Genomic DNA, 18,744 nt, shown 5'->3' with positions numbered 1-18,744 from the left:
CTGCTATGTCCACTCCACTGAGTTTTTTCCTCTATTCAAGTCGGCTGGCACCTGACTGCGACCCCACTGAGGTGGGGAACATCGTGAAGGTGGCGCGTGAGTTCAACGCCTCGCACGGCATCACTGGCATTCTGGTTTTCGATGGTGAGCGCTTTACGCAATATATTGAAGGGCCTGCGAGCGAGGTCGATGCGTTGGTGGCTAAGCTCCCCAAGGACAGCAGGCATACAGACTTCCTGCAGCTGAATGCAGGCGACGACCTTGAAGAGCGCCGCTACGCGACATGGTCCATGGGGTACAGCGACGTTAGCCTTGACGAGCTGGACATCGATCTAATGGCCACAATTGATAGCGATGCTGCCTTGAACTTGTTCACTAAGGCTGTTGCTGAGATAGACCGTCTGTAGCCTTTCAACCTTCCTACTTGGCCTGGCCGGCAGCCATGGCGGCGTTGACAATTTTTCTTGCGCTCTCGCGCATGTGCGATCTGCCTTCCTCTGGCATGTGCTCCCAGGGGTAATCCATCCGCTGGGCCATTACCTTTGCTGCGGCTTCAAAATCCAGTGCATCAGCGGGTTGAGCTTGGGGTGCCGACTCACTCGGCACCAAGCAGCGCAACAGGAGCTGGTCCGCATAGGCGTGAGCAAAATGGGCAGGCGGTTGATCAGGGGCTTCGGCTAGGCCAGCGCGCAGCTGGTCCAGCAGTGCCGGGATACGCTCGTCGCGCAGTTTCTGGAAGCGCAGGTACACATCGGCCGGCATGGCCTTACCCATGTATTCGAGGTGCAGTCGGTTTTTGCTGCTCTCCAGCTGCACCAGCTGCTCGATTAAATCCCAAGTTGCAGAGCAGGGTGCAGTCTTGAGGGGAACGGAAGGGGTGGTTTCAGACATTGGGGCTCCAAAAGTGGAAATGCCCGCTCAAGGCGGGCAATGGTACGGGTGAAGCAGGCAGCTACCAAGCAGCTACTGGCAGAGAAAGTACGACGGCCATGGGTTTGACCCAAACTGGCTGGGCCGACAGCAGGAAGGTTTCTCCAGACCAAGCGAGCAAGAGCGTTTCGCCCATGACGTGCGCTATGGCTTCGCCGGCTGCGCTGGGCACCGCGTTGCCGATGCGCTCTCGCCAGGCCTGGTCGCTCAGACCATCCAGTTCCAGCTGCTCTTCAGGGTCTACCAGACTCTGCAGCGCTGCAAGCTCCAGAGTGGTGAATGGGCGGTGCCAGGTGCCGTCTTCGGCCACGATTCTGCAAACCAGCTTTTCAGCAGGCGCTGGCATGGGCCGTGGATCCGCGACCGACCAGCGGCCGTTGTCGTGACAAGCTGATCCGCTGACTGCGCCGGCGGACGTGGCCCAGGGCACTACGCCATAGTGCCCACCAGTGAGATATGCTGCACGGTCGGCATCCATGCCTGAGCGTGGATCTGCCACTGCGTATGCGCCTTCGCCCGAGGTGCTGCCTGCAATCACTGTCCGGGTCGGCCCTGTCCATTCAGTCACATGGCACTTCCCATGCAACAGGGTGGGATCGCTACCGCCGCGCGGGTCCGCCACCGCCTGGCCGCTGCCGTGGGCACTGGTTACTGCCATAGCAGCTTTGTCCCAGCGGACGATGCGAAATTCGTTGCTGTGCTTTGCAGGGCCATAGTGTCGGGGATCGGCAACGCTGTATCCGCCCTGGCCAGGCCCTTGCTGGCCAGCTACTGTGCCGGTGCTGCCATTCCAGCGGCGCACGCCGTAGGCCTGGCCATCCTTCCACAGCGAAGACTGCTCAAAGCGCCACAAGAGCAAGGACGAAGCCATGTTCCGGGCCAGCCTGCCAGGGGTGAAGCTCACCCAGGGCGAATATGACCTCTACATGGACTTCACCTACCAGTTCGGCATCACAAACTGGCGCACGAGCTCGATGCGGCGCAACCTGCTGAACGGTGAATACCTGCAGGCCTGCAACGCGCTGCCCGCCTGGCGGAAGCAAGCGGGCCGGGATTGTTCGCTGCCGCAGAACTGGGGCCCGAAAGGCTGCAAGGGCGTGTGGACCCGGCAGCTAGAAAGGCAAGCCAAATGCTTAGCAGAACAGGGGTAAACATGGTCTACACACATGCTGCTGCTCTCTTGCTTGGGATGGCCCTGGCCGCCATTGGCACTTGGAATGTGCAGGCCTGGCGTGTGGGCGCGCAGATTGAATCAATCCGCTCCGAGCAAGCAAAAGAAGAATCCACCAGGTCAAATGCGGCGCTGGTGGAAAACACGAAAACTTCGATCAAGGAAAGCAAGCATGCCCAAGACACAATCTACAACGCCGACCGACTGGCGAATCTCAAGACGGGCATTGATGTTGATGTGCGCGCTGAGCTTGCCCGTGCTGAGCGCCTGCACCGCGACACCGCCAGTCGAAGTGCCACTTATCGCGCGCAAGCCCAAGCCGACGCAGCTGCCCGCAGCGATCTCGCAGATAAAGCGGCAGCCCTCGACCGCCAGCTTGCAGAAGGCCTCGGTGTGGTCGCAATCCTCGGGAGCGACCTTAGACGAAGAGACTCCGAAGTAGCCGCGCTGCGTGACCAGGTGAACATCGAGCGCCGGCTGAGCGGTGACGACAGCGGCCAAGCTTGCAGCCGGTAAACACGGTCCACATTGCGACAATCCAATTCCAATGAGTTGTGGATAGCGCAGCTCTATGCTCGGGACACCTCTAACAAAAAAAATAGAGAAACAGTTGTTTGTAAATGTTAAAAATACTAAACTGATAACTTATTCCAATTTTTAACTGAGGCGTTCGTATGTATCTCTATCAACGCGGGACATTTCTGGGCTTGTCGATGTTATGCATGGCCGCAGCAAATGCTGCCACTCCTACTTACAACCCTGTAGGTGTGCAGCAAAACGTTGCCGTGCAAACGGTGACAGATGGCGGGTGGTCGGAGTGTTACAAAGAAACATTTGACAAAAACGGGAAATCTATAGAAGAAATATCCACGGCTTGCGGTGGCAAGCAATTGATGATGGCCTGTCGCGCCACCGGGACCAACAGCCTGCAGGTGTTGGCCCAAGCTCCCAAAATCGACGTGATGACGGATACGGGAACAGCCTTTGCTATCACCCACCAAGCCAATGGAGTCGCATGGTATTTCAATTCGAGCTATTCTTGGGGTTTTGCTGCGGAAGGGCAGGCTGTAAGCAGATCAAGTTGTGACACACAAAATTCTTCGGGTGAAGGAAGTGCTACTCGCATGTGTGTTCATACCAATCAAGGCAATTTGAGCGGGGGCTGGAGATGCGGCGGGGCTACTGGGCTGAATGAAAGTTCAGCTTTTGAGCGCGTTTTTTATACCGCCAACGTCACAAGCCCGGACCCTGTTCCGTCCGTGAGTGTTTCAAATGTTGCGGATCGATCGCTGACTGTCACTTGGACTGCTGCTAGTGATAACGGCTCCCCCATCACTAAGTACACCGTGACAGGCGTTCCTGGCGGCTCATGCACAACCGAGATCGTGGCCCCTGCCACCGAGCCAGCAACTTCTTGCACGATCACCGGCTTGACCAATGGTACGCCCTACAAGTTCACGGTCGTGGCAACCAACGCAATTGGTGACAGCGCTCCGTCACCCGAAAGTGCAGAAGCTATTCCACTCGCAGACGTGATGTTTGTGGGTGCAGGTCCAAACATCACGCTCGCAGGCGGTGTTGTTGCAGCGGCATATTCTCAACCTCTGCAGCTAACAGGCGGCCTGCCTCCATACACCTTCTCCGTGACGGGCGAGCTGCCACCTGGGCTGGCTCTCGACACGGCAACCGGCATCATTTCCGGGACGCCCACGACCACTGGCACTTACAGCTTCTCGGTCATGGCCATGGATAGCGCGGTGCAACCAACACTCGCGGCCAAGGCAGTTCATGTCGCAGAACAAACCTTCACCATCGTGATCACTGCTGCACCAGTGGTTCAAGCTACCCCGACACCAGTACCCGCCCTGGGCGGCGTTGGCATGCTGCTGCTCTCCGGGGTCGTAGCCGGATCCATAGGCTTCATGCGCCGACGGAAATCCAGCTGATCCGTGAACCCTCTTCGGAGGGTTTTTTGACATTTGAATAACTGTCGCGTGACGAATGGTTGAAAGCACACGGCGAGAGCCTCCCCGGCGCCACTACGGCACTGGGGAGGCTATTTTTTCTAACGTGTTTTCAAGTCAGTAGATGCCAAACATAAACATGGCCCCATGTGACGTTAAAACCAAGTAATTTGAATATTATCGAATTCCAATGTCCAGGCTTGGGACATGTTATTAGCAAAGACGAGGCCGAAGCTGAAGCCGCTAAGCCTGTTGTTAATAAGTGAATTCTCTTGGTTAATTGTGTCTTGGATTGCAATATTTGCCACCAACTGCCCACTTGGGTTTTTGATTTGATAGGCAAACCAGTTTTTGTCGGCCACATGAATGAATACATCGTACCAAACATTATCTAGTAGCGGACTACCGCAGTTGGCGCCACCCCAGACGTAGTTGGTCGCATTACCGCTCGCTGGATCTATGAACCAGGTCTCAGGCTGGCTTGTTACGCCACTAGGGCAGGGATTAGCTGTTGCACTTAGACCACCTACGATCAAGCCCTTGCCTCGGTTGTACCATCCCGTGCTTTCAGCTCTTGCCATTGCAAAAAAGTGCGCTCCAGGATTTGATGTAAATGTGCCGACAGTTCTGAAACGGAACTTCAATTCTTGCGTTGAAGCTCCAGCTGGCTTTTCAGTTGCAAAAGTGTGATGCAAAAATCCAGAATTTGCCCTGGAAATTCGATGAGCTGGTAAAGTTTGTATGCCCCAAGAATAGGTTTCCCGAACTCGATCTACAGGGGTGCCATTGACAATAGCTCTGGAAAATGTGACTTTCGTCGGGTATTCTGGTTTGACTTGAGCGTTTACGCATTATGAATGCAAAAGCCATGCTAAATGGCACTGCCAACTTCAAAAATGACTTTTTAAAATTCATTCTTCTCTCTCCAATAATTTGTATCGAAGCAGCCAGCGTACATCGCATGCAATCATGCGTCAATAAAAGCGAGAACGAGGCCCGGTGCGCGAAAATCGATTTCGGATGACATCGGCCAGATCCCGGCCCCTGTACCTTGGCGCCAAGAGGCTCCAATGTGCAATCGCTACCACTCACCAGACGAAGGCTATATACAGCAGTACTGGCGGCTGAACCCCCGGCAGCTGGGCCTGGGTGCCCGCGATGTGTTCCCGCGATCACCCGGTGGATTCATCCGGCGCGCCGTGGATGATCCTGGCTACAGCAAAGAGCTTGCCGTGGGGAGATGGGGCCTGATCCCTTGGTTCAGCAAGACGCCTGACATCAAGTACAGCACCAACAACGCCCGTGCCGAGGAGGTGGCGGACAAGGCCAGCTTCAAAGACCCGTGGAAACGCGGCCAGCGCTGCATCATCCCGGCGACCACCTTTGATGAGCCGAACTGGGAGAGCGGGAAAAATGTGTGGTGGCGGTTTGCCCGGGCTGATGTCGACCCGTGGGGCCTGGCGGGGCTGTGGAATACTTGGAAGGATCCGGCAACCGGCGAGCTGATCGAGAGCTACACCATGCTCACGCTCAACGCAGATGAGCACCCGCTGATGAGCCGCATGCACAAGCCAGACCCGAAGCTCACTCTCGACAAGCAAGAAAAGCGGAGCGTGATACCTATCGAGCTGGCTGATGTGGACCAGTGGCTTGAAGGATCAATCAAGGACGCCAAGGCGCTGCTGACGTTGGCACCGGTCGAGGTGTTTGCGGCTGGGCCCGCGCCTAACCCTCGACATCCTCCGCAATCCACTGGTGGATCGTTTGATATGCCTGCCCTGGCATGTCGAGTAGGTGAGGGTGACTGGCCTGCAGGTACTCAGAGAAGGGGTCTCCTCGTTTTCAGTGCAATAAGTGACGGTACGAAAAGCTAGCACTGGCGCGGAGGTGGTGTTGGTAGATCGTTGATTTCATTGACTTTCCTGTTCACTTTCAAATCTGCGATTCGTGGCGTCAAACCGTGGTCGGTTTCATCCATTGGTGCCAGTTATCGATGCATTTGGCCGCGAAGGCAGGATTTGGTCAGCATAGCGGTCAACCGGGAAGCGAAACACACCCCGCAAGTTGATGCTCTCCAGCCTGGTGGGCGCAATCTTCCCGATCAGTTCCGGTGGAATGACCTGGCGGCGGTTCGACCAGCGATCCAGGACCGCCTGCATCTGTGAGGTATTCCACGCCATCACGATGTTGGCCATCAGGCTCAACGCATCGGCCACAGCCTGCATTTCATCGACACGTTTGGCCTGCGCCGGGCTGATCCGGCCGGTATAAATGGCGCGCTTGAGGGCGTTAACAGCCTCGCCCCGATTGAGCACCCGGCGCAACTCGTTCCTGAAAGCGTCCTTGACAAAGTAGTCAGCCAAAAACGCCGTACGCAGCAACCGCCCCAATTGCACGCCAGCCTCATAGATTGGATCGCCCTGGGCGGCAGAACCGAACCGCGCAAGAGCTGCCACCGCACTGGCATGTCCGCTCATGACCGAGGCTGCCAGGTGCACCAGACTATCCCAATGCTTTTCGATCAAAGCGACGTCGACATTGGCTTCGCACACCGCAGCGATTTCTGCGGGCACTTTGGTGCCGCGTGGCACAAAGAGGTGGCGCTGTTTGAGTTCCTTCAACCGCGGGCAAAGATGCTGGCCGACGAAGCCCTGTACGCCGCCAAGCGCGGAGGACGCAACCGCGTGGCACATGCCGGCAACGACCTGCATGTGCAGCCAGGCTGAGCGGGCGGGCGCCGACCGCGGCACGGAGCAGTCGCCGGCCTGGCGCGTGCTGGTGGCCGACCACGACCTGCAGGTGCATGCAGCGGCCCGTGCTGCCGTGCAGGGACTGGTACTGTTCGGGCGGCCCGTGGTCGTGCTGCATGCACAGGATGCGGCACGGGCCCGCCACCTGTTGCTGCAGGAGGACGATCTCGCGGTGCTGCTGCTGGACGCCTTGCTGGGCGGCGCCGCGTCCGGCGGCCTGGCCGGCTTCGCGCGACAGCAGGCCGGCCGCGTGAACATGCGCATCGTGCTGCGCACCGAGGCCCGCTCGCTCGCGCTGCCGATGCTGGCCCGCCACGACATCGGCGACCACCGCCGCAAGGCGGAGCTGTCGCCGCAGCGTCTGCGCGCGGTGCTGGCCGGCGCGGTGCGTGCCTACGTGCAGCACTGCCGCATCGATGCGAACCGGCGCAGCCTGGCGCGCATCGTGCAATCGGGCGCGGCGCTGATGGAGCAGACCGACCTGCGCGGCTTCGCGGCGGCCGTGATCACCCAGCTGGCCGGCCTGCTGGGCGTGGCGCCGCAGGGCCTGGTCTGCGTGCGCGAGACGGGCGCCGCCAGCGGCTGCCGTGTTCTGGCCGCGACCGGCGACTTCGCCGCGCGTCGGCGCCGCCTGCAGACCTCCAACGCCGCCTTGCTGCTGCACCGCGCGCTGGTGCAAGGCCTGCCCGCCCACGGTGGTGCGTCGGGCGGTCTGGCCCTGCCCATGGGGCAGCACGCCGGCCAGGCCATGGCGGTCTACGTGCACGCGCCCGCGCTGCGCGAGGCGCCGGAGCCGCGCCTGCTGGAGGTGTTCTGCGCCCACCTGCGCACGCTGCGGCACAACCGCAGCCTGCTCGAGCGCCTGCACCAGTCCGCCTACCACGACGCGCTGGTGTCCCTGCCCAACCGCGCGCACTTCACCGAGCAGGTGGACGCATGCGCGCGCCGCGGCGCGCGCGACCACATCCTGGCCCTGCTGGACATCGACGACTTCAGCGCCACCAACGACGTGATGGGCCACCGCTTCGGCGACCGGCTGCTGCGCGCGGTGGCGCAGCAACTGGCCCAGGCCCTGCCGCCGGGCGTGCTGCTGGCGCGCGTGGGGTCGGACACCTTCGGCGTGCTGGGCAGCCGCGCGCAGGTGCTGCCCCAGCGCCTGCTGGCCTGTGTGCGCCAGCCGCTGCTGCTGGACGGCGTGCCGCACAAGGTCTCGCTGACCTGCGGCTACGTGCTGCTGGCCGACGCGGGCCAGACCGGTGTGGACCTGTTCAAGGACGCGACCATCGCGCTGCAGCGCGCCAAGCGCGAGCACCGTGGCCAGGAGCTGCGCTACGCCGAGCAGATGGGGGCCGAGGCGCGCGAGCGCGCGCTGCTGCTGTCCGAGCTGCGCGCGGCCATCGACCAGGCACGCCTGTACCTGGTCTACCAGCCGCAGCGCGACCTGCGCACGCAGGCGCTCGTGGGCCTGGAAGCGCTGCTGCGCTGGCGCACCGCCGACGGACGGCTGGTGCCGCCGGACCGTTTCATCCCGGTGGCCGAACACTCCGGCCTGATCGTGCCGCTGGGCCAGTGGGTGCTGGCCACGGCCTGCGCCACCATGCGCGCCATGCTGGACCAGGGCTGCGCGCCGCGGCGCATGGCGGTCAACGTGGCCGTGGCCCAGCTGCGCGACCCGGCCTTCCTCGCGACCGTGCGCGGCGCGCTGGCCGAGCACGGCCTGCAGGGCCGGCACCTGGAGCTGGAGATCACCGAGTCGGCCGCCGTGCTGCCCACGCAGCTGCTGGAGTCCACGCTGACGGCGCTGCGTGCCGAGGGCATCAGCATCGCGGTCGACGACTTCGGCACCGGCTACTCCTCGCTGAGCTACCTGGAGCGGCTGCCGCTGGACCGCATCAAGATCGACCGTGGCTTCGTGCGCCAGCTGCGCCAGGCCCGCAGCGCCCGCATCGCCGAGACGGTGGCCCAGCTGGGCCGCCGGCTGGGCCTGCAGGTGCTGGCCGAGGGCATCGAGGATGCGGACACGCTGCAGGCCCTGGTGGACATGGGTTGCCACGAGGGCCAGGGCTACCACATCGCGCAGCCGATGGAGCGCGAGGCTTTGCAGGCGTGGTTGTTGCGCGAGGCCGTGGCGCAAGCGGGTGCGGCGCACGCCGTAGCGGCGTAGGACGGCGCCGCAGCAATCCCCTGCGGCGTGCGCGCCTGCAGGCCCTGGCGCCGTGGCCGGTGCTGTAATGGTCCGATGAACACGACCGCATTCGGCACACCCGACACACCCGGCGCCCGCGTTCTGGTCGTGGGCGGCGGCATCGCCGGCCTGGAGATCGCCACGTCGCTGGGCCGGCGCTGGCGTGCCCGGCCGGGCGCGCCCACGGTCACGCTGCTGGACCGCGATGCCGCCCATGTCTGGAAGCCGATGTTGCACACCATCGCGGCCGGCACGCGCGACATCGCCCAGCAGCAGACCACCTTCGTGGCCCAGGCGCGCGACGCGGGCTTCGTCTACCAGCCCGGTGCGCTGAGTGGCCTGGACCGGCCGCAGCGCCTGGTCCAGGTCGCGCCGCTGCATGCCGAGGACGGCCGCCTGCTCGTGCCTGCGCGCAGGCTGCCCTACGACGTTCTGGTGCTGGCCCTGGGCAGCCAGGCCAACGACTTCGGCACGCCGGGCGTGGCGGAGCACTGCCATGCCATCGATTCGCGGCTGCAGGCCGATGCCTTCAGCCGCGAAGTGCGGCTGCGCATGCTGCAGTGCGTGGCCATGGGGCAGCCGCTGTCCATCGCCATCGTCGGCGGTGGCGCCACGGGCGTGGAGCTGGCGGCCGAACTCGTGCAGCTGACCGAGACCGCCGAGGCCTATGGCGCCACGGGTCTCGGCGAGCGGCTCACGATCACACTGGTGGAGGCCGGGCCGCGGCTGCTGGCCTCGTTCCCGCAGGACATCTCCGAGGCCGCGCTGCGGCGTCTGCGCGCGCTCGGGGTGCGCGTGCGCACGGACACGCAGGTCAAAGCGGCGCTGGCCGAGGGCTTCGAGCTGGCCGACGGCAGCCTGCTGCGGGCCTCGCTCAAGGTCTGGGCCGCCGGCGTGAAGGCGCCGGCGGTGCTGGCCGACCTGGACGGCCTGGAGACCAACCGCAACCACCAGCTGCTGGTGCATCCTTCGCTGCAGACCACGCGCGACGCTTCCATCTACGCCGTCGGCGACTGCGCCAGCCTGACGCTGCCCGGCAGCGAGCGGCCCTTGCCGCCCACGGCCCAGGTGGCCCACCAGCAGGCCCAGCACCTGGTGCGCCACCTGCCGCAGGTGCTGGCGGCCGGGGCCACGGTACCGCCGTTCCGCTTTCGCGACTTCGGCGCGCTGGTGTCGCTGGCCGACTACGATGCGTTCGGATCGCTGGGCCAGTTCGGCTTCTTCGACGGCGGCATCATCCGCGGGCGCCTGGCGCAGCTGAGCCATGCCATGCTGTACCGCAGCCACCAGGCACGGCTGCACGGCTTCTGGCGCGGCGGCCTGTTGTGGCTGGCCGACCGCATCCAGGCGCGCGTGCGGCCACCGATCCGGCTGGATTGAGTTGCCCTAGATTCGGCAGTTGACCGCTCGCCACCTTCAGAAACACCGCATGGACACTGAAGCGAGCGTCTTCGATGGCTCTCACCTTCGAGGTGAGGACGCTATGCACCCGCCGGCACCGCGCTCGCCGCGCCATGCCGCGTTGCTCCTCCTTGCGCACAGAAGTGCGCCGCGTCGTCGCGCCTTGCCTGGCACGCCGATCACGGCGCCATCGGGCGCATCCAACTGCCGAATCTAGGGTTACAGCAGCCAGTCGATCGGCAACCAGGACAGCAGGCGCAGGCCCAGCCGCAGCCACAGCGGCGCGCCGGGTTCGCGTTCCAGCAGCTGCGGCGGCTCGCTGCGGCCGTCGCGCCATTGCAGTCGGCCATGCGGGCTCAACTGCAGCTGGTAGCCGCGCGCGCTGGCCTTCTCGCGCAGCTGGGTGTCCAGCTGCGCGGCCAGCGCCGGGCTGTCGATGACGAAGCCCAGTTCGGTGTTGAGCCGGGCCGAGCGCGGATCGAAGTTGAACGATCCCACGAACAACTGGCGCTGGTCGACCACGAAGGTCTTGGCGTGCAGGCTCTCTGCCGAACTGCTGCCCAGGCGCAGCTTGGCGTCCGGCGCCTGCGTGTCGGCTTCGCGCCGCATCTCGTACAGCTGCACACCGGCGCGCAGCAGCGGCACGCGCCAAGGCATGTAGCCGGCGTGCACCACGGCCACGTCCGTGGCCTCCAGCGCATTGGTGAGGATGGCCACGTCCACGCCGCGGGCCGCCAGCTTCTCGAACAGCGCCGTGCCGCGCGCCGTGGGCACGAAGTAGGGCGATACCAGCTTCAGGCTGTGCGCAGGCGTGTCGACCAGCCGGGCCGTGCGCGCGAACATCAGGTCGGCATCGTCCGCCTGTCCGAGTCCCTTGGCCGGATCGTCGCTGACGAATTCGACCGGCGCCCAGTGCAGCGGCAGCCGCCCTGCCAGCAGCTCGGCCACGAAGGACGAGCGCGCCACGGCGTCCAGGTACTGGCGCGTGCGGTCGGGCAGGTTCTGCAGGTCCTTGGGCGGCGGCGGCGTGGCGTCGGCCGCGTCCAGCAGCAAGGCCAGCGGATAGGACGAGCCGCTCGCCCAGTAGCGGTCGAAATCCTCGGAGACGGCCTGCACCACGGGCCCGATGGCCAGCACGTCCAGGTCCACGAACAGCGTGTCGACCTCGGCGCCGAAGTATTCGTCGCCCACGTTGCGGCCGCCGACCACGGTGGCCTGGTTGTCGGCCGTGAACGACTTGTTGTGCATGCGCCGGTTGGCGCGCCCGAAGTCGGTCACGAAGCCCAGCGGCTTGAAGCGCCGCTGGACGAAGGGGTTGAACAGCCGCACCTCGATGCGCGGGTGGGCGTCGAGGTCGGCCAAGGTGGCGTCCAGGCCCGCGCTGCCCAGGTCGTCGAGCAACAGGCGCACGCGCACGCCGCGGTCGGCTGCGCGGCGCAGCGCCTCGAACAGCAGCCGGCCCGACATGTCGTCGCGCCAGATGTAGTACTGCACGTCCAGCGTGCGTTCGGCCGCTTCGGCCAGCAAGACGCGCGTGGCGAAGGCGTCGCGGCCCTGGTCGAGCAGGAACATGCCCGAGTGCCCGAGTGCCCGGGCGACTGCAGCGCAGCGGCCTGGCGCACGGCGCGGCCCAGCCGCGTGGCCGCGGTGTCCGGGTCGAGCCGGCTCGCGCTGCGACCCTCCAGCGAAGGCAGTTGCGCGCAGCCGGCCAGCAGCGCCAGCACTGCGGCGAACAAGGCGATGCAGCAACGGCGCAGCGGCATGGACATCCCGATGGTTCTCATCCCAGGGCCAGCACCTCCTGCGCATGGCGCGCCGCCACCCACTCTTCGTTGGTCGGCTCCACGCCCACACGCACGCGGCTGGCGGCGGCCGAGATGACGCTGGCGTTGCGGGCATTGGCATCCTCGTCCAGCGCCACGCCCAGCCAGTCGAGCGCCGCGCAGATGCGCTGGCGCAGCACCACGCTGTGCTCGCCCACGCCGGCCGTGAAGACCAGCAGGTCCAGCCCGCCCAGCACCGCTGCCAGCGCGCCCACCTCGCGCACGATGCGGCGCACGTACAGCGCCAGCGCTAGCGCGGCGCGCGGCGCGTCGGCCTCGCGCTCCAGCAGCACGCGCGGGTCGGACGAGATGCCCGAGACGCCCAGCAGGCCCGACTCGTGGTACAGCACACGGCCCACCTGCTGCAGCGAAAGCTTCTCGATCTCCATGAGGTAGAGCACGGCCCCGGGGTCCAGCGCGCCCGTGCGCGTGCCCATCATGAGGCCGTCCAGCGCCGAGAAGCCCATGGTGGTGGCCACGCTCTGCAGCGCCTGCATGGCGCACAGGCTGGCGCCGCTGCCCAGGTGGGCGACCACGGTGCGGCCGCGTGCCAGCGCGCCGTGGCGTTCCTGCAGCGCCACGGCCATGTACTCGTACGACAGGCCGTGGAAGCCGTAGCGGCGCAGGCCGCGCTCGAAGGCCGCGTAGGGCAGGGGCAGGACCTGCTCGACCAGCGGCAGGCTGCGGTGGAAGGCCGTGTCGAAGCAGGCCACCTGCGGCAGCCCGGGCTGCTCGCGCAGCAGGATCTCCATCGCCTCCAGCGCGAAGGGCTGGTGCAGCGGCGCCAGCGGCACCAGGGCCTTGAGTTCGGCCAGCACCTGGGCGTCCACGCGCTGCGGCGCCAGGTAGCGGGCGCCGCCGTGCACCACGCGGTGTGCCACCGCCGCCACGGAGCGGCCGTCGAGCCAGCGCACGATCTCCTCGCGGATGGTCTGCAGCGCCCGCGTGTAGGGCTGCTCGCTGCCCAGGTCGACCGGCCGCACCGGCACCGTGGTGGCACCGAAGTCGGGCGCCGGGCCGCCGATGCCCTGGACCTTGCCGTTCCAGGCGGGGTGGCGGTCCGTGCCGGTGGCGTCGAACAGCGCGAACTTGATGCTCGACGAGCCGCAGTTCAGCACGACGATGAAGGAAGTCATAGGGGCTTGCTCCGATGAAGGTAGGCCAGCAGCAGGGCCGCGGCGCAGGATGCGTTGCGCCATCGCGCGGCCGTCGGCGCGGCTGGTCGGCACGGCGGGGATTGTCGCGCCCAGGTGCTGGTGTGGGATTGGTCGGCGCGCGTGCCTTCGGGCCTGCACCGGCCGATCCCGCCTCTCGCGTGGCCGCGAGGGCCCGGTGCACAGCTTCTCACACGGCCCCGCTGAGCAGCACCACGCCCAGCACCACCAGCACGCAGCCCGCGGCGCGGCCCGGGCCCACCCGCTCGCGCAGCACCAGCATGCCGAACAGCGCGCCGACCATCATCGACATCTCGCGCGTGGGCGCGACCACGCTGACCGGCGCGCCCATCTCCAGCGCAGCCAGCACCAGGATGTAGGACAGCGGCGAGAGCAGGCCCACGGCCACGGCCAGCCACCAGTGCCCGCGCATGGCCGCCACCGTGGCTGCGCGGTTGCGCAGCATCCAGGGCGCGAGCACGCACAGCCGCACCAGGTTGGAGAACCAGTCCAGCACCACCGGTCCGACGCCCAGCACCTTCACGCCCCAGGCGTCGACCACGGTGTAGCCGGCGATGAGGGCCCCCGTGGCGCCGCCCCAGCGCACGCCGGCCAGGGCGCCGGGCTTGCGGAACATGGCCAGGTGGCCGTCGGTGCAGATCAGCCCGATGCCCAGCACGATGGCGGCCAGGCCCAGCAGGCCGTGCAGCGAGGGCACCTCGCCCAGCAGCACGAAGGCGCCGACCGAGGACAGCAGCGGTCCGGTTCCGCGGGCCACCGGATACACGACCGACAGATCGGCCACGCGGTAGCCCTTCTGCAGGCACATGCTGTAGACCAGGTGCAGCAGGCCGCTGGCCACGATGCAGGCCACGACCGGCGCGTTGATGGGCATGCCGCCATGCATGAGCTGCCACACCACCCAGGGCAGGTAGGCGACGCAGGCCACCACGGTGCTGGCGCCGACGAAGGCCGTGCCCGCATGGGCGGCACGCTTGGCCAGCAGGTTCCAGGTGGCGTGGATCAGTGCCGCCAGCACCACCATCGACAGGCTCAGCACCGTCATGGCACGGCCCCTGGGATGGAGGCGGACGGGGTGCGGACCAAGCAGGGCGCCATCCAGGGCCGAATGTCCGGCGGCGCATGCACTGGTTCGCAGGGCAACGGAAGCAGGCGGTGTTGTATTGCGGGCATGGTCTGCTCGGCTGCATTGTCCACGACGGATAGGAAATTCAACCGCATGAGGCCAAGTATGGCACGAGTTTTGGGCCTCGAAACACGTTCGGCCAAGGAAGGTTGAGCGCTCGCTTGCCGCTCAATGGCAAGAGCTTGGGAGGCAGTATGCATTTGGGCCTGGCGCGCGCGCAGCTGCTTCCCCGCAGCGATGGATACCGCCGCTTCACTGGGTCACCAATTGACGCGCTGGTCTACCTCGTCGGGTTGAGCTGCCAGATCCCAATCCGGCTCGCCTTGCGCACCATCATCCACCGGCGCGTCGCAGCCCTCCCACAGCGGTGGCCCGCGTGCCGGGGTGATGTGCGGGGGGGCAGACTCCACCCCGATGTGGTTCAGGATGTGGCGGATTTCGGCGCTGTGGGTGATGAAGGCAATGATGCGCATCTGCCCACCGCACATGGGGCACAGCAGCGGAAATGCCTCGTAGATGCGGGCAATCAGCACCGCCCACAAGTAATGCGCCGCTCGCTTCGGGCGTGCTTCAGGTTCGGGTGTGGGTGTGGCCGCGTTGCCCGGCGCCGCCACCCCAGGTACGCCCGCGCCAGGTTGTGCAGTCTCCACCGTGGCTGGTTGCGACGCAGCAGGCTGAGCCAGCGCCGTTACCGCCGCTCTCAGCGGCGAGTTTGGTGCCAGCACACCAAAGTAGCGGTGCCGGTGGGTGCGTGGCGGTGGCACCAGCGCGGCGATGCGGTCGATCAGTTCCAGCGGTGTGAGGTGCAGCTCATCTGCCTTGGCACCACGCTTGTCACTGGTGGGCTCGCTGCGCTGTTTGGCACAGCGGTACACCAGTTTGCTTCCCTCTTTGCGTAGGCGCTCCATGGAAAACGGTGGACGCGCGCAATAGCGCAGCAGCCGCTCCAGCGCAGCGCGGTCGTGGGCTTCGATGCAGACACCGGCGTCCACCGAGAAGCCGCTGTGTTTGTAGCCCAGCATGTCTTTGGCGTCACAGTTCTCCAGCAGGCCCCGAGCAACGAAGGCGCGCAGGATGCGTTTTTGCAGTGTGGTCTGCACTGGGGCCACGGTAGCCGCATCGATGCCGGTGGCCGCGTGAAAGATGACACCCGGCGATGAGATTCGAGGGGTCGCATCAGCATCGCCCTCGCCCTCCACTTCCTCAAACACCCCGTCCACCACACAAACGTGGAAGTGGACGTGTTCATTGAGGCTGGAGCCGAATCGGTGAATGAAGGCGATGGCACCGATGTGCAGGCCTGCCTTGTCCATATGGGCCGCACCGGGGCTGTGGGTCTGCAGAGTTTGTGCGATCACCCGCAGAAAGATGCGCAGCACCATGCTCAGCACCGCTCCGTCGCGTTGCATGAAGTACCGCAACCTCTTGGGCACGGAGAGCACCCACTGGCGCACCGGCAGGCGGGGGAAAAAGCGTATAAGATTCAGTCGACAGTTGACGATATTATCGATCAGTTGATAGAATTGGAAGCTGATAGAAAAACAACGCTGGTAGGAATTGGCGGCGGTGTGATCACAGATATTGCTGGTTATGTTGCGGCGGTTTATATGCGCGGATTAAAGTTTGGATTTATTCCGACTTCATTGCTGGCACTGGTGGATGCATCTGTTGGCGGTAAGAATGGTATTGACGTGGGGCTGTATAAGAACATGGTTGGTGTGATCCGTCAGCCATCATTTATCCTGCATGATATTAGTTTATTGAAGAGTCTTCCGCACAAGGAATGGGTGAACGGATTTGCCGAGATCATAAAACATGCTTGTATAAAGGATGCTGCCATGTTCCGTGAACTGGAAGCGAACAATCTTGCGGTATATCAGAAAAAGCCAAAGCTGATTGCAGTGCTTCTTCAGCGTAATGCTCAGTTAAAAGCGAAGGTTGTTCAGGAGGATGAGTTCGAAAAGTCGGTAAGGCGTTTGTTGAACTTTGGTCATACATTGGGGCATGCCATCGAAAATGAATATGCGTTGATGCATGGCCATGCGGTTGCTATAGGAATGACATACGCGTGTCATATTTCTGAGCAATTGTCTGGATTCAAACAAACAAATCGCGTGGTAGAAGTGTTGGAACAATATGGGTTACCGACTTATATGGCATTCGATAGGGAAAAGGCTTTTAATCTGTTGAAAATGGACAAGAAGCGTGAAAAAAAGGAAATGAACTATGTGTTGCTGGAAAAAGTAGGGAAGGGAGTGGTGAAGAGTATTCCACTGGTTCAATTAGAAAAAATCATTCAAGCATTACCAAAGTGAAAGTAACAATACAGCCCGGAGATCTGACTGGAATTATCCAGTCACCCGCTTCAAAAAGTTCGATGCAGCGAGCTTGTGCTGCTGCACTGGTTGCAAAAGGAATAAGTGAGATCATTAATCCCGGTCATAGCAATGATGATAAAGCTGCCAGGGATATTGTAAGCCGGCTTGGTGCCAGGCTTGAAGATCAGCCTGATGGTTCTTTGCAGATAACAAGTGAAGGCGTAAAACCTGTCGCTCCTTTTATTGACTGCGGTGAATCTGGTTTAAGTATCCGGATGTTTACTCCGATTGTTGCGTTGAGTAAAGAAGAGGTGACGATCAAAGGATCTGGAAGCCTTGTTACAAGACCAATGGATTTCTTTGATGAAATTCTTCCGCATCTCGGTGTAAAAGTTAAATCTAACCAGGGTAAATTGCCTCTCGTTATACAGGGGCCATTGAAACCAGCAGACGTTACGGTTGATGGGTCCTTAAGCTCTCAGTTCCTTACAGGTTTGTTGCTTGCATATGCGGCCGCAGATGCAAGCGATGTTGCGATAAAAGTAACGAATCTCAAAAGCCGTCCGTATATCGATCTTACACTGGATGTGATGAAGCGGTTTGGTTTGAAGACTCCCGAGAATCGAAACTATGAAGAGTTTTATTTCAAAGCCGGGAATGTATATGATGAAACGAAAATGCAACGATACACCGTAGAAGGCGACTGGAGCGGTGGTGCTTTTTTACTGGTAGCGGGGGCTATTGCCGGGCCGATCACGGTAAGAGGTTTGGATATAGCTTCGACGCAGGCTGATAAAGCGATCGTTCAGGCTTTGATGAGTGCGAACGCAGGTATTGCGATTGATGCAAAAGAGATCAAACTTCATCCTGCTGATCTCAATGCATTTGAATTTGATGCTACTGATTGCCCGGATCTTTTTCCGCCATTGGTTGCTTTGGCGTCTTATTGCAAAGGAGAAACAAAGATCAAAGGCGTAAGCAGGCTGGCGCATAAAGAAAGTGACAGAGGATTGACGCTGCAGGACGAGTTCGGGAAAATGGGTGTTGAAATCCACCTTGAGGGAGATCTGATGCGCGTGATCGGAGGGAAAGGCGTAAAAGGAGCTGAAGTTAGTTCAAGGCACGATCATCGCATTGCGATGGCTTGCGCGGTGGCTGCTTTAAAAGCTGTGGGTGAAACAACCATCGAACATGCAGAAGCGGTGAATAAATCCTACCCGGATTTTTACAGCGATCTTAAACAACTTGGCGGTGTTGTATCTTTAAACCATCAATTTAATTTCTCATGAATAGCTTCGGCCGCATCTTCAGGGTGCATATTTTTGGCGAATCACATGGTGAATCAGTAGGCATCGTTATTGATGGTTGTCCTGCTGGTCTGTCATTGTCCGAAGAAGATCTTTTACCGGACCTGGAAAGGCGTAAAGGCGGAAAACAGAAGGGGACAACGCCGCGGCAGGAAGCTGATTATCCCTTTTTTAAGAGTGGCGTGTTCAATGGAAAAACCACCGGGGCACCGATCACGATTCTTTTTGAAAATAATAATACCCGAAGCGGCGATTATGAAAAGCAACGCAGCTTTCCGCGTCCTGGTCATGCAGATATGGTGGCGCATCAAAAATATGGCGGTAATGAAGACTATCGTGGTGGTGGGCACTTCAGTGCTCGTTTGACCACGGGGCTTGTTGCCGCAGGAGCGATTGCTAAAAAGCTGATGCCGGGAGTGGTAATAGAAGCCGCTGTAAAAGAGATAGGAGGTGAGGCTGATCACGGATAGGAAATTCAACCGCATGAGGCCAAGTATGGCACGAGTTTTGGGCCTCGAAACACGTTCGGCCAAGGAAGGTTGAGCGCTCGCTTGCCGCTCAATGGCAAGAGCTTGGGAGGCAGTATGCATTTGG

Annotated in this window: 14 protein-coding genes and 4 pseudogenes; 10 read left to right on the top strand and 8 right to left on the bottom strand. The window is 62.3% G+C overall.

Annotated features, from left to right (window positions below; all coding sequences use genetic code 11):
- The first annotated feature begins 5 nt into the window (after window positions 1-5).
- Window positions 6-407, top strand: a complete 402-nt coding sequence (locus tag ACPEE1_RS12955; RefSeq protein WP_116925760.1) for a BLUF domain-containing protein — start codon at window positions 6-8, stop codon at window positions 405-407.
- 13 nt (window positions 408-420) lie between these two features.
- Here ACPEE1_RS12955 and ACPEE1_RS12950 read toward each other — a convergent pair whose 3' ends face one another.
- Both ACPEE1_RS12950 and ACPEE1_RS12945 read right to left on the bottom strand, forming a co-directional pair.
- Complete coding sequence (locus ACPEE1_RS12950; RefSeq protein ID WP_182341190.1) at window positions 421-891, bottom strand: hypothetical protein; 471 nt, start codon at window positions 889-891, stop codon at window positions 421-423.
- Window positions 892-952: 61 nt separating this feature from the next.
- Window positions 953-1,777, bottom strand: a pseudogene (locus ACPEE1_RS12945) (DNA cytosine methyltransferase); the annotation flags it as partial.
- Window positions 1,778-1,799: 22 nt separating this feature from the next.
- Here ACPEE1_RS12945 and ACPEE1_RS12940 point away from each other — a divergent pair.
- The 3 genes from ACPEE1_RS12940 (at window position 1,800) to ACPEE1_RS12930 (ending at window position 4,047) form a co-directional block, all read left to right on the top strand.
- Window positions 1,800-2,081, top strand: coding sequence for a glycoside hydrolase family protein (locus tag ACPEE1_RS12940; RefSeq protein ID WP_182341193.1), 282 nt, complete (start codon window positions 1,800-1,802; stop codon window positions 2,079-2,081).
- 2 nt (window positions 2,082-2,083) lie between these two features.
- Window positions 2,084-2,617: a hypothetical protein gene (locus ACPEE1_RS12935; RefSeq protein WP_182341196.1), complete on the top strand. Its 534-nt coding sequence runs from the start codon at window positions 2,084-2,086 to the stop codon at window positions 2,615-2,617.
- A gap of 158 nt (window positions 2,618-2,775) precedes the next feature.
- Complete coding sequence (locus ACPEE1_RS12930) at window positions 2,776-4,047, top strand: fibronectin type III domain-containing protein (RefSeq protein WP_116925593.1); 1,272 nt, start codon at window positions 2,776-2,778, stop codon at window positions 4,045-4,047.
- A 173-nt stretch (window positions 4,048-4,220) separates the two neighbouring features.
- Here the strand turns inward: ACPEE1_RS12930 and ACPEE1_RS12925 are convergent, their stop codons facing one another.
- Entirely contained in the window at window positions 4,221-4,760 is a 540-nt protein-coding gene (locus ACPEE1_RS12925) for a hypothetical protein (RefSeq protein ID WP_133248118.1), read from the bottom strand.
- A 375-nt stretch (window positions 4,761-5,135) separates the two neighbouring features.
- Here ACPEE1_RS12925 and ACPEE1_RS12920 point away from each other — a divergent pair, with 375 nt between their 5' ends.
- Window positions 5,136-5,939 (top strand): SOS response-associated peptidase, encoded by an 804-nt coding sequence (locus ACPEE1_RS12920; protein WP_423933026.1) that lies wholly within the window; start codon window positions 5,136-5,138, stop codon window positions 5,937-5,939.
- Window positions 5,940-6,035: 96 nt separating this feature from the next.
- Here the strand turns inward: ACPEE1_RS12920 and ACPEE1_RS12915 are convergent.
- Window positions 6,036-6,707: pseudogene (locus ACPEE1_RS12915) on the bottom strand (Tn3 family transposase); the annotation flags it as partial.
- A gap of 67 nt (window positions 6,708-6,774) precedes the next feature.
- Between ACPEE1_RS12915 and ACPEE1_RS12910 the strand changes: the two are divergent.
- Together ACPEE1_RS12910 and ACPEE1_RS12905 are read left to right on the top strand one after the other, a co-directional pair.
- Window positions 6,775-8,979, top strand: coding sequence for a putative bifunctional diguanylate cyclase/phosphodiesterase (locus ACPEE1_RS12910; RefSeq protein WP_047748384.1), 2,205 nt, complete (start codon window positions 6,775-6,777; stop codon window positions 8,977-8,979).
- Between the two features lie 75 nt (window positions 8,980-9,054).
- Window positions 9,055-10,380, top strand: coding sequence for an NAD(P)/FAD-dependent oxidoreductase (locus ACPEE1_RS12905; protein WP_047748383.1), 1,326 nt, complete (start codon window positions 9,055-9,057; stop codon window positions 10,378-10,380).
- A 240-nt stretch (window positions 10,381-10,620) separates the two neighbouring features.
- Here the strand turns inward: ACPEE1_RS12905 and ACPEE1_RS12900 are convergent.
- The 4 genes and pseudogenes from ACPEE1_RS12900 to ACPEE1_RS12885 form a co-directional block, all read right to left on the bottom strand.
- A pseudogene (locus ACPEE1_RS12900) lies at window positions 10,621-12,164 on the bottom strand (phospholipase D family protein).
- 17 nt (window positions 12,165-12,181) lie between these two features.
- A complete protein-coding gene (locus tag ACPEE1_RS12895) occupies window positions 12,182-13,360 on the bottom strand; it encodes an acetate/propionate family kinase (protein WP_047748382.1) in 1,179 nt (392 codons plus the stop codon).
- Between the two features lie 208 nt (window positions 13,361-13,568).
- Window positions 13,569-14,444, bottom strand: coding sequence for an EamA family transporter (locus ACPEE1_RS12890; protein ID WP_047748381.1), 876 nt, complete (start codon window positions 14,442-14,444; stop codon window positions 13,569-13,571).
- 341 nt (window positions 14,445-14,785) lie between these two features.
- Window positions 14,786-15,994, bottom strand: a pseudogene (locus ACPEE1_RS12885) (IS91-like element ISPps1 family transposase); the annotation flags it as partial.
- On the opposite strand from ACPEE1_RS12885, the gene aroB reads away from it, so the two are divergent.
- The 3 genes from aroB to ACPEE1_RS12870 are packed head-to-tail and all read left to right on the top strand — an operon-like array spanning window position 15,929 to window position 18,620.
- The gene (gene aroB, locus ACPEE1_RS12880) at window positions 15,929-16,840 is read left to right on the top strand and encodes a 3-dehydroquinate synthase (RefSeq protein ID WP_102063299.1); all 912 of its coding nucleotides are present in this window, start codon (window positions 15,929-15,931) and stop codon (window positions 16,838-16,840) included. The pseudogene ACPEE1_RS12885 and the gene aroB sit on opposite strands and share 66 nt — an antisense overlap.
- Window positions 16,837-18,132: a 3-phosphoshikimate 1-carboxyvinyltransferase gene (aroA, locus tag ACPEE1_RS12875; RefSeq protein ID WP_039262295.1), complete on the top strand. Its 1,296-nt coding sequence runs from the start codon at window positions 16,837-16,839 to the stop codon at window positions 18,130-18,132. The genes aroB and aroA overlap by 4 nt, the downstream gene beginning before the upstream one ends.
- Entirely contained in the window at window positions 18,129-18,620 is a 492-nt protein-coding gene (locus ACPEE1_RS12870; protein WP_273759457.1) for a chorismate synthase, read from the top strand. The genes aroA and ACPEE1_RS12870 overlap by 4 nt, the downstream gene beginning before the upstream one ends.
- Window positions 18,621-18,744 lie beyond the last annotated feature (124 nt).

Source organism: Comamonas sp. 23 (assembly GCF_049601575.1).
Lineage (GTDB): Bacteria > Pseudomonadota > Gammaproteobacteria > Burkholderiales > Burkholderiaceae_C > Comamonas > Comamonas squillarum.
The sequence above is the reverse complement of the archived record's forward strand: the minus strand, read 5'-3'. Positions and strand labels throughout refer to the sequence as shown.

Bases quoted from the DNA above. Each gene is read 5' to 3' on its own strand.
- ACPEE1_RS12955 (WP_116925760.1), top strand. From the start codon at position 6: ATGTCCACTCCACTGAGTTTTTTCCTCTATTCAAGTCGGCTGGCACCT.
- ACPEE1_RS12950 (WP_182341190.1), bottom strand. From the start codon at position 891: ATGTCTGAAACCACCCCTTCCGTTCCCCTCAAGACTGCACCCTGCTCT.
- ACPEE1_RS12940 (WP_182341193.1), top strand. From the start codon at position 1,800: ATGTTCCGGGCCAGCCTGCCAGGGGTGAAGCTCACCCAGGGCGAATAT.
- ACPEE1_RS12935 (WP_182341196.1), top strand. From the start codon at position 2,084: ATGGTCTACACACATGCTGCTGCTCTCTTGCTTGGGATGGCCCTGGCC.
- ACPEE1_RS12930 (WP_116925593.1), top strand. From the start codon at position 2,776: ATGTATCTCTATCAACGCGGGACATTTCTGGGCTTGTCGATGTTATGC.
- ACPEE1_RS12920 (WP_423933026.1), top strand. From the start codon at position 5,136: ATGTGCAATCGCTACCACTCACCAGACGAAGGCTATATACAGCAGTAC.
- ACPEE1_RS12910 (WP_047748384.1), top strand. From the start codon at position 6,775: ATGTGCAGCCAGGCTGAGCGGGCGGGCGCCGACCGCGGCACGGAGCAG.
- ACPEE1_RS12905 (WP_047748383.1), top strand. From the start codon at position 9,055: ATGAACACGACCGCATTCGGCACACCCGACACACCCGGCGCCCGCGTT.
- ACPEE1_RS12895 (WP_047748382.1), bottom strand. From the start codon at position 13,360: ATGACTTCCTTCATCGTCGTGCTGAACTGCGGCTCGTCGAGCATCAAG.
- ACPEE1_RS12890 (WP_047748381.1), bottom strand. From the start codon at position 14,444: ATGACGGTGCTGAGCCTGTCGATGGTGGTGCTGGCGGCACTGATCCAC.
- ACPEE1_RS12870 (WP_273759457.1), top strand. From the start codon at position 18,129: ATGAATAGCTTCGGCCGCATCTTCAGGGTGCATATTTTTGGCGAATCA.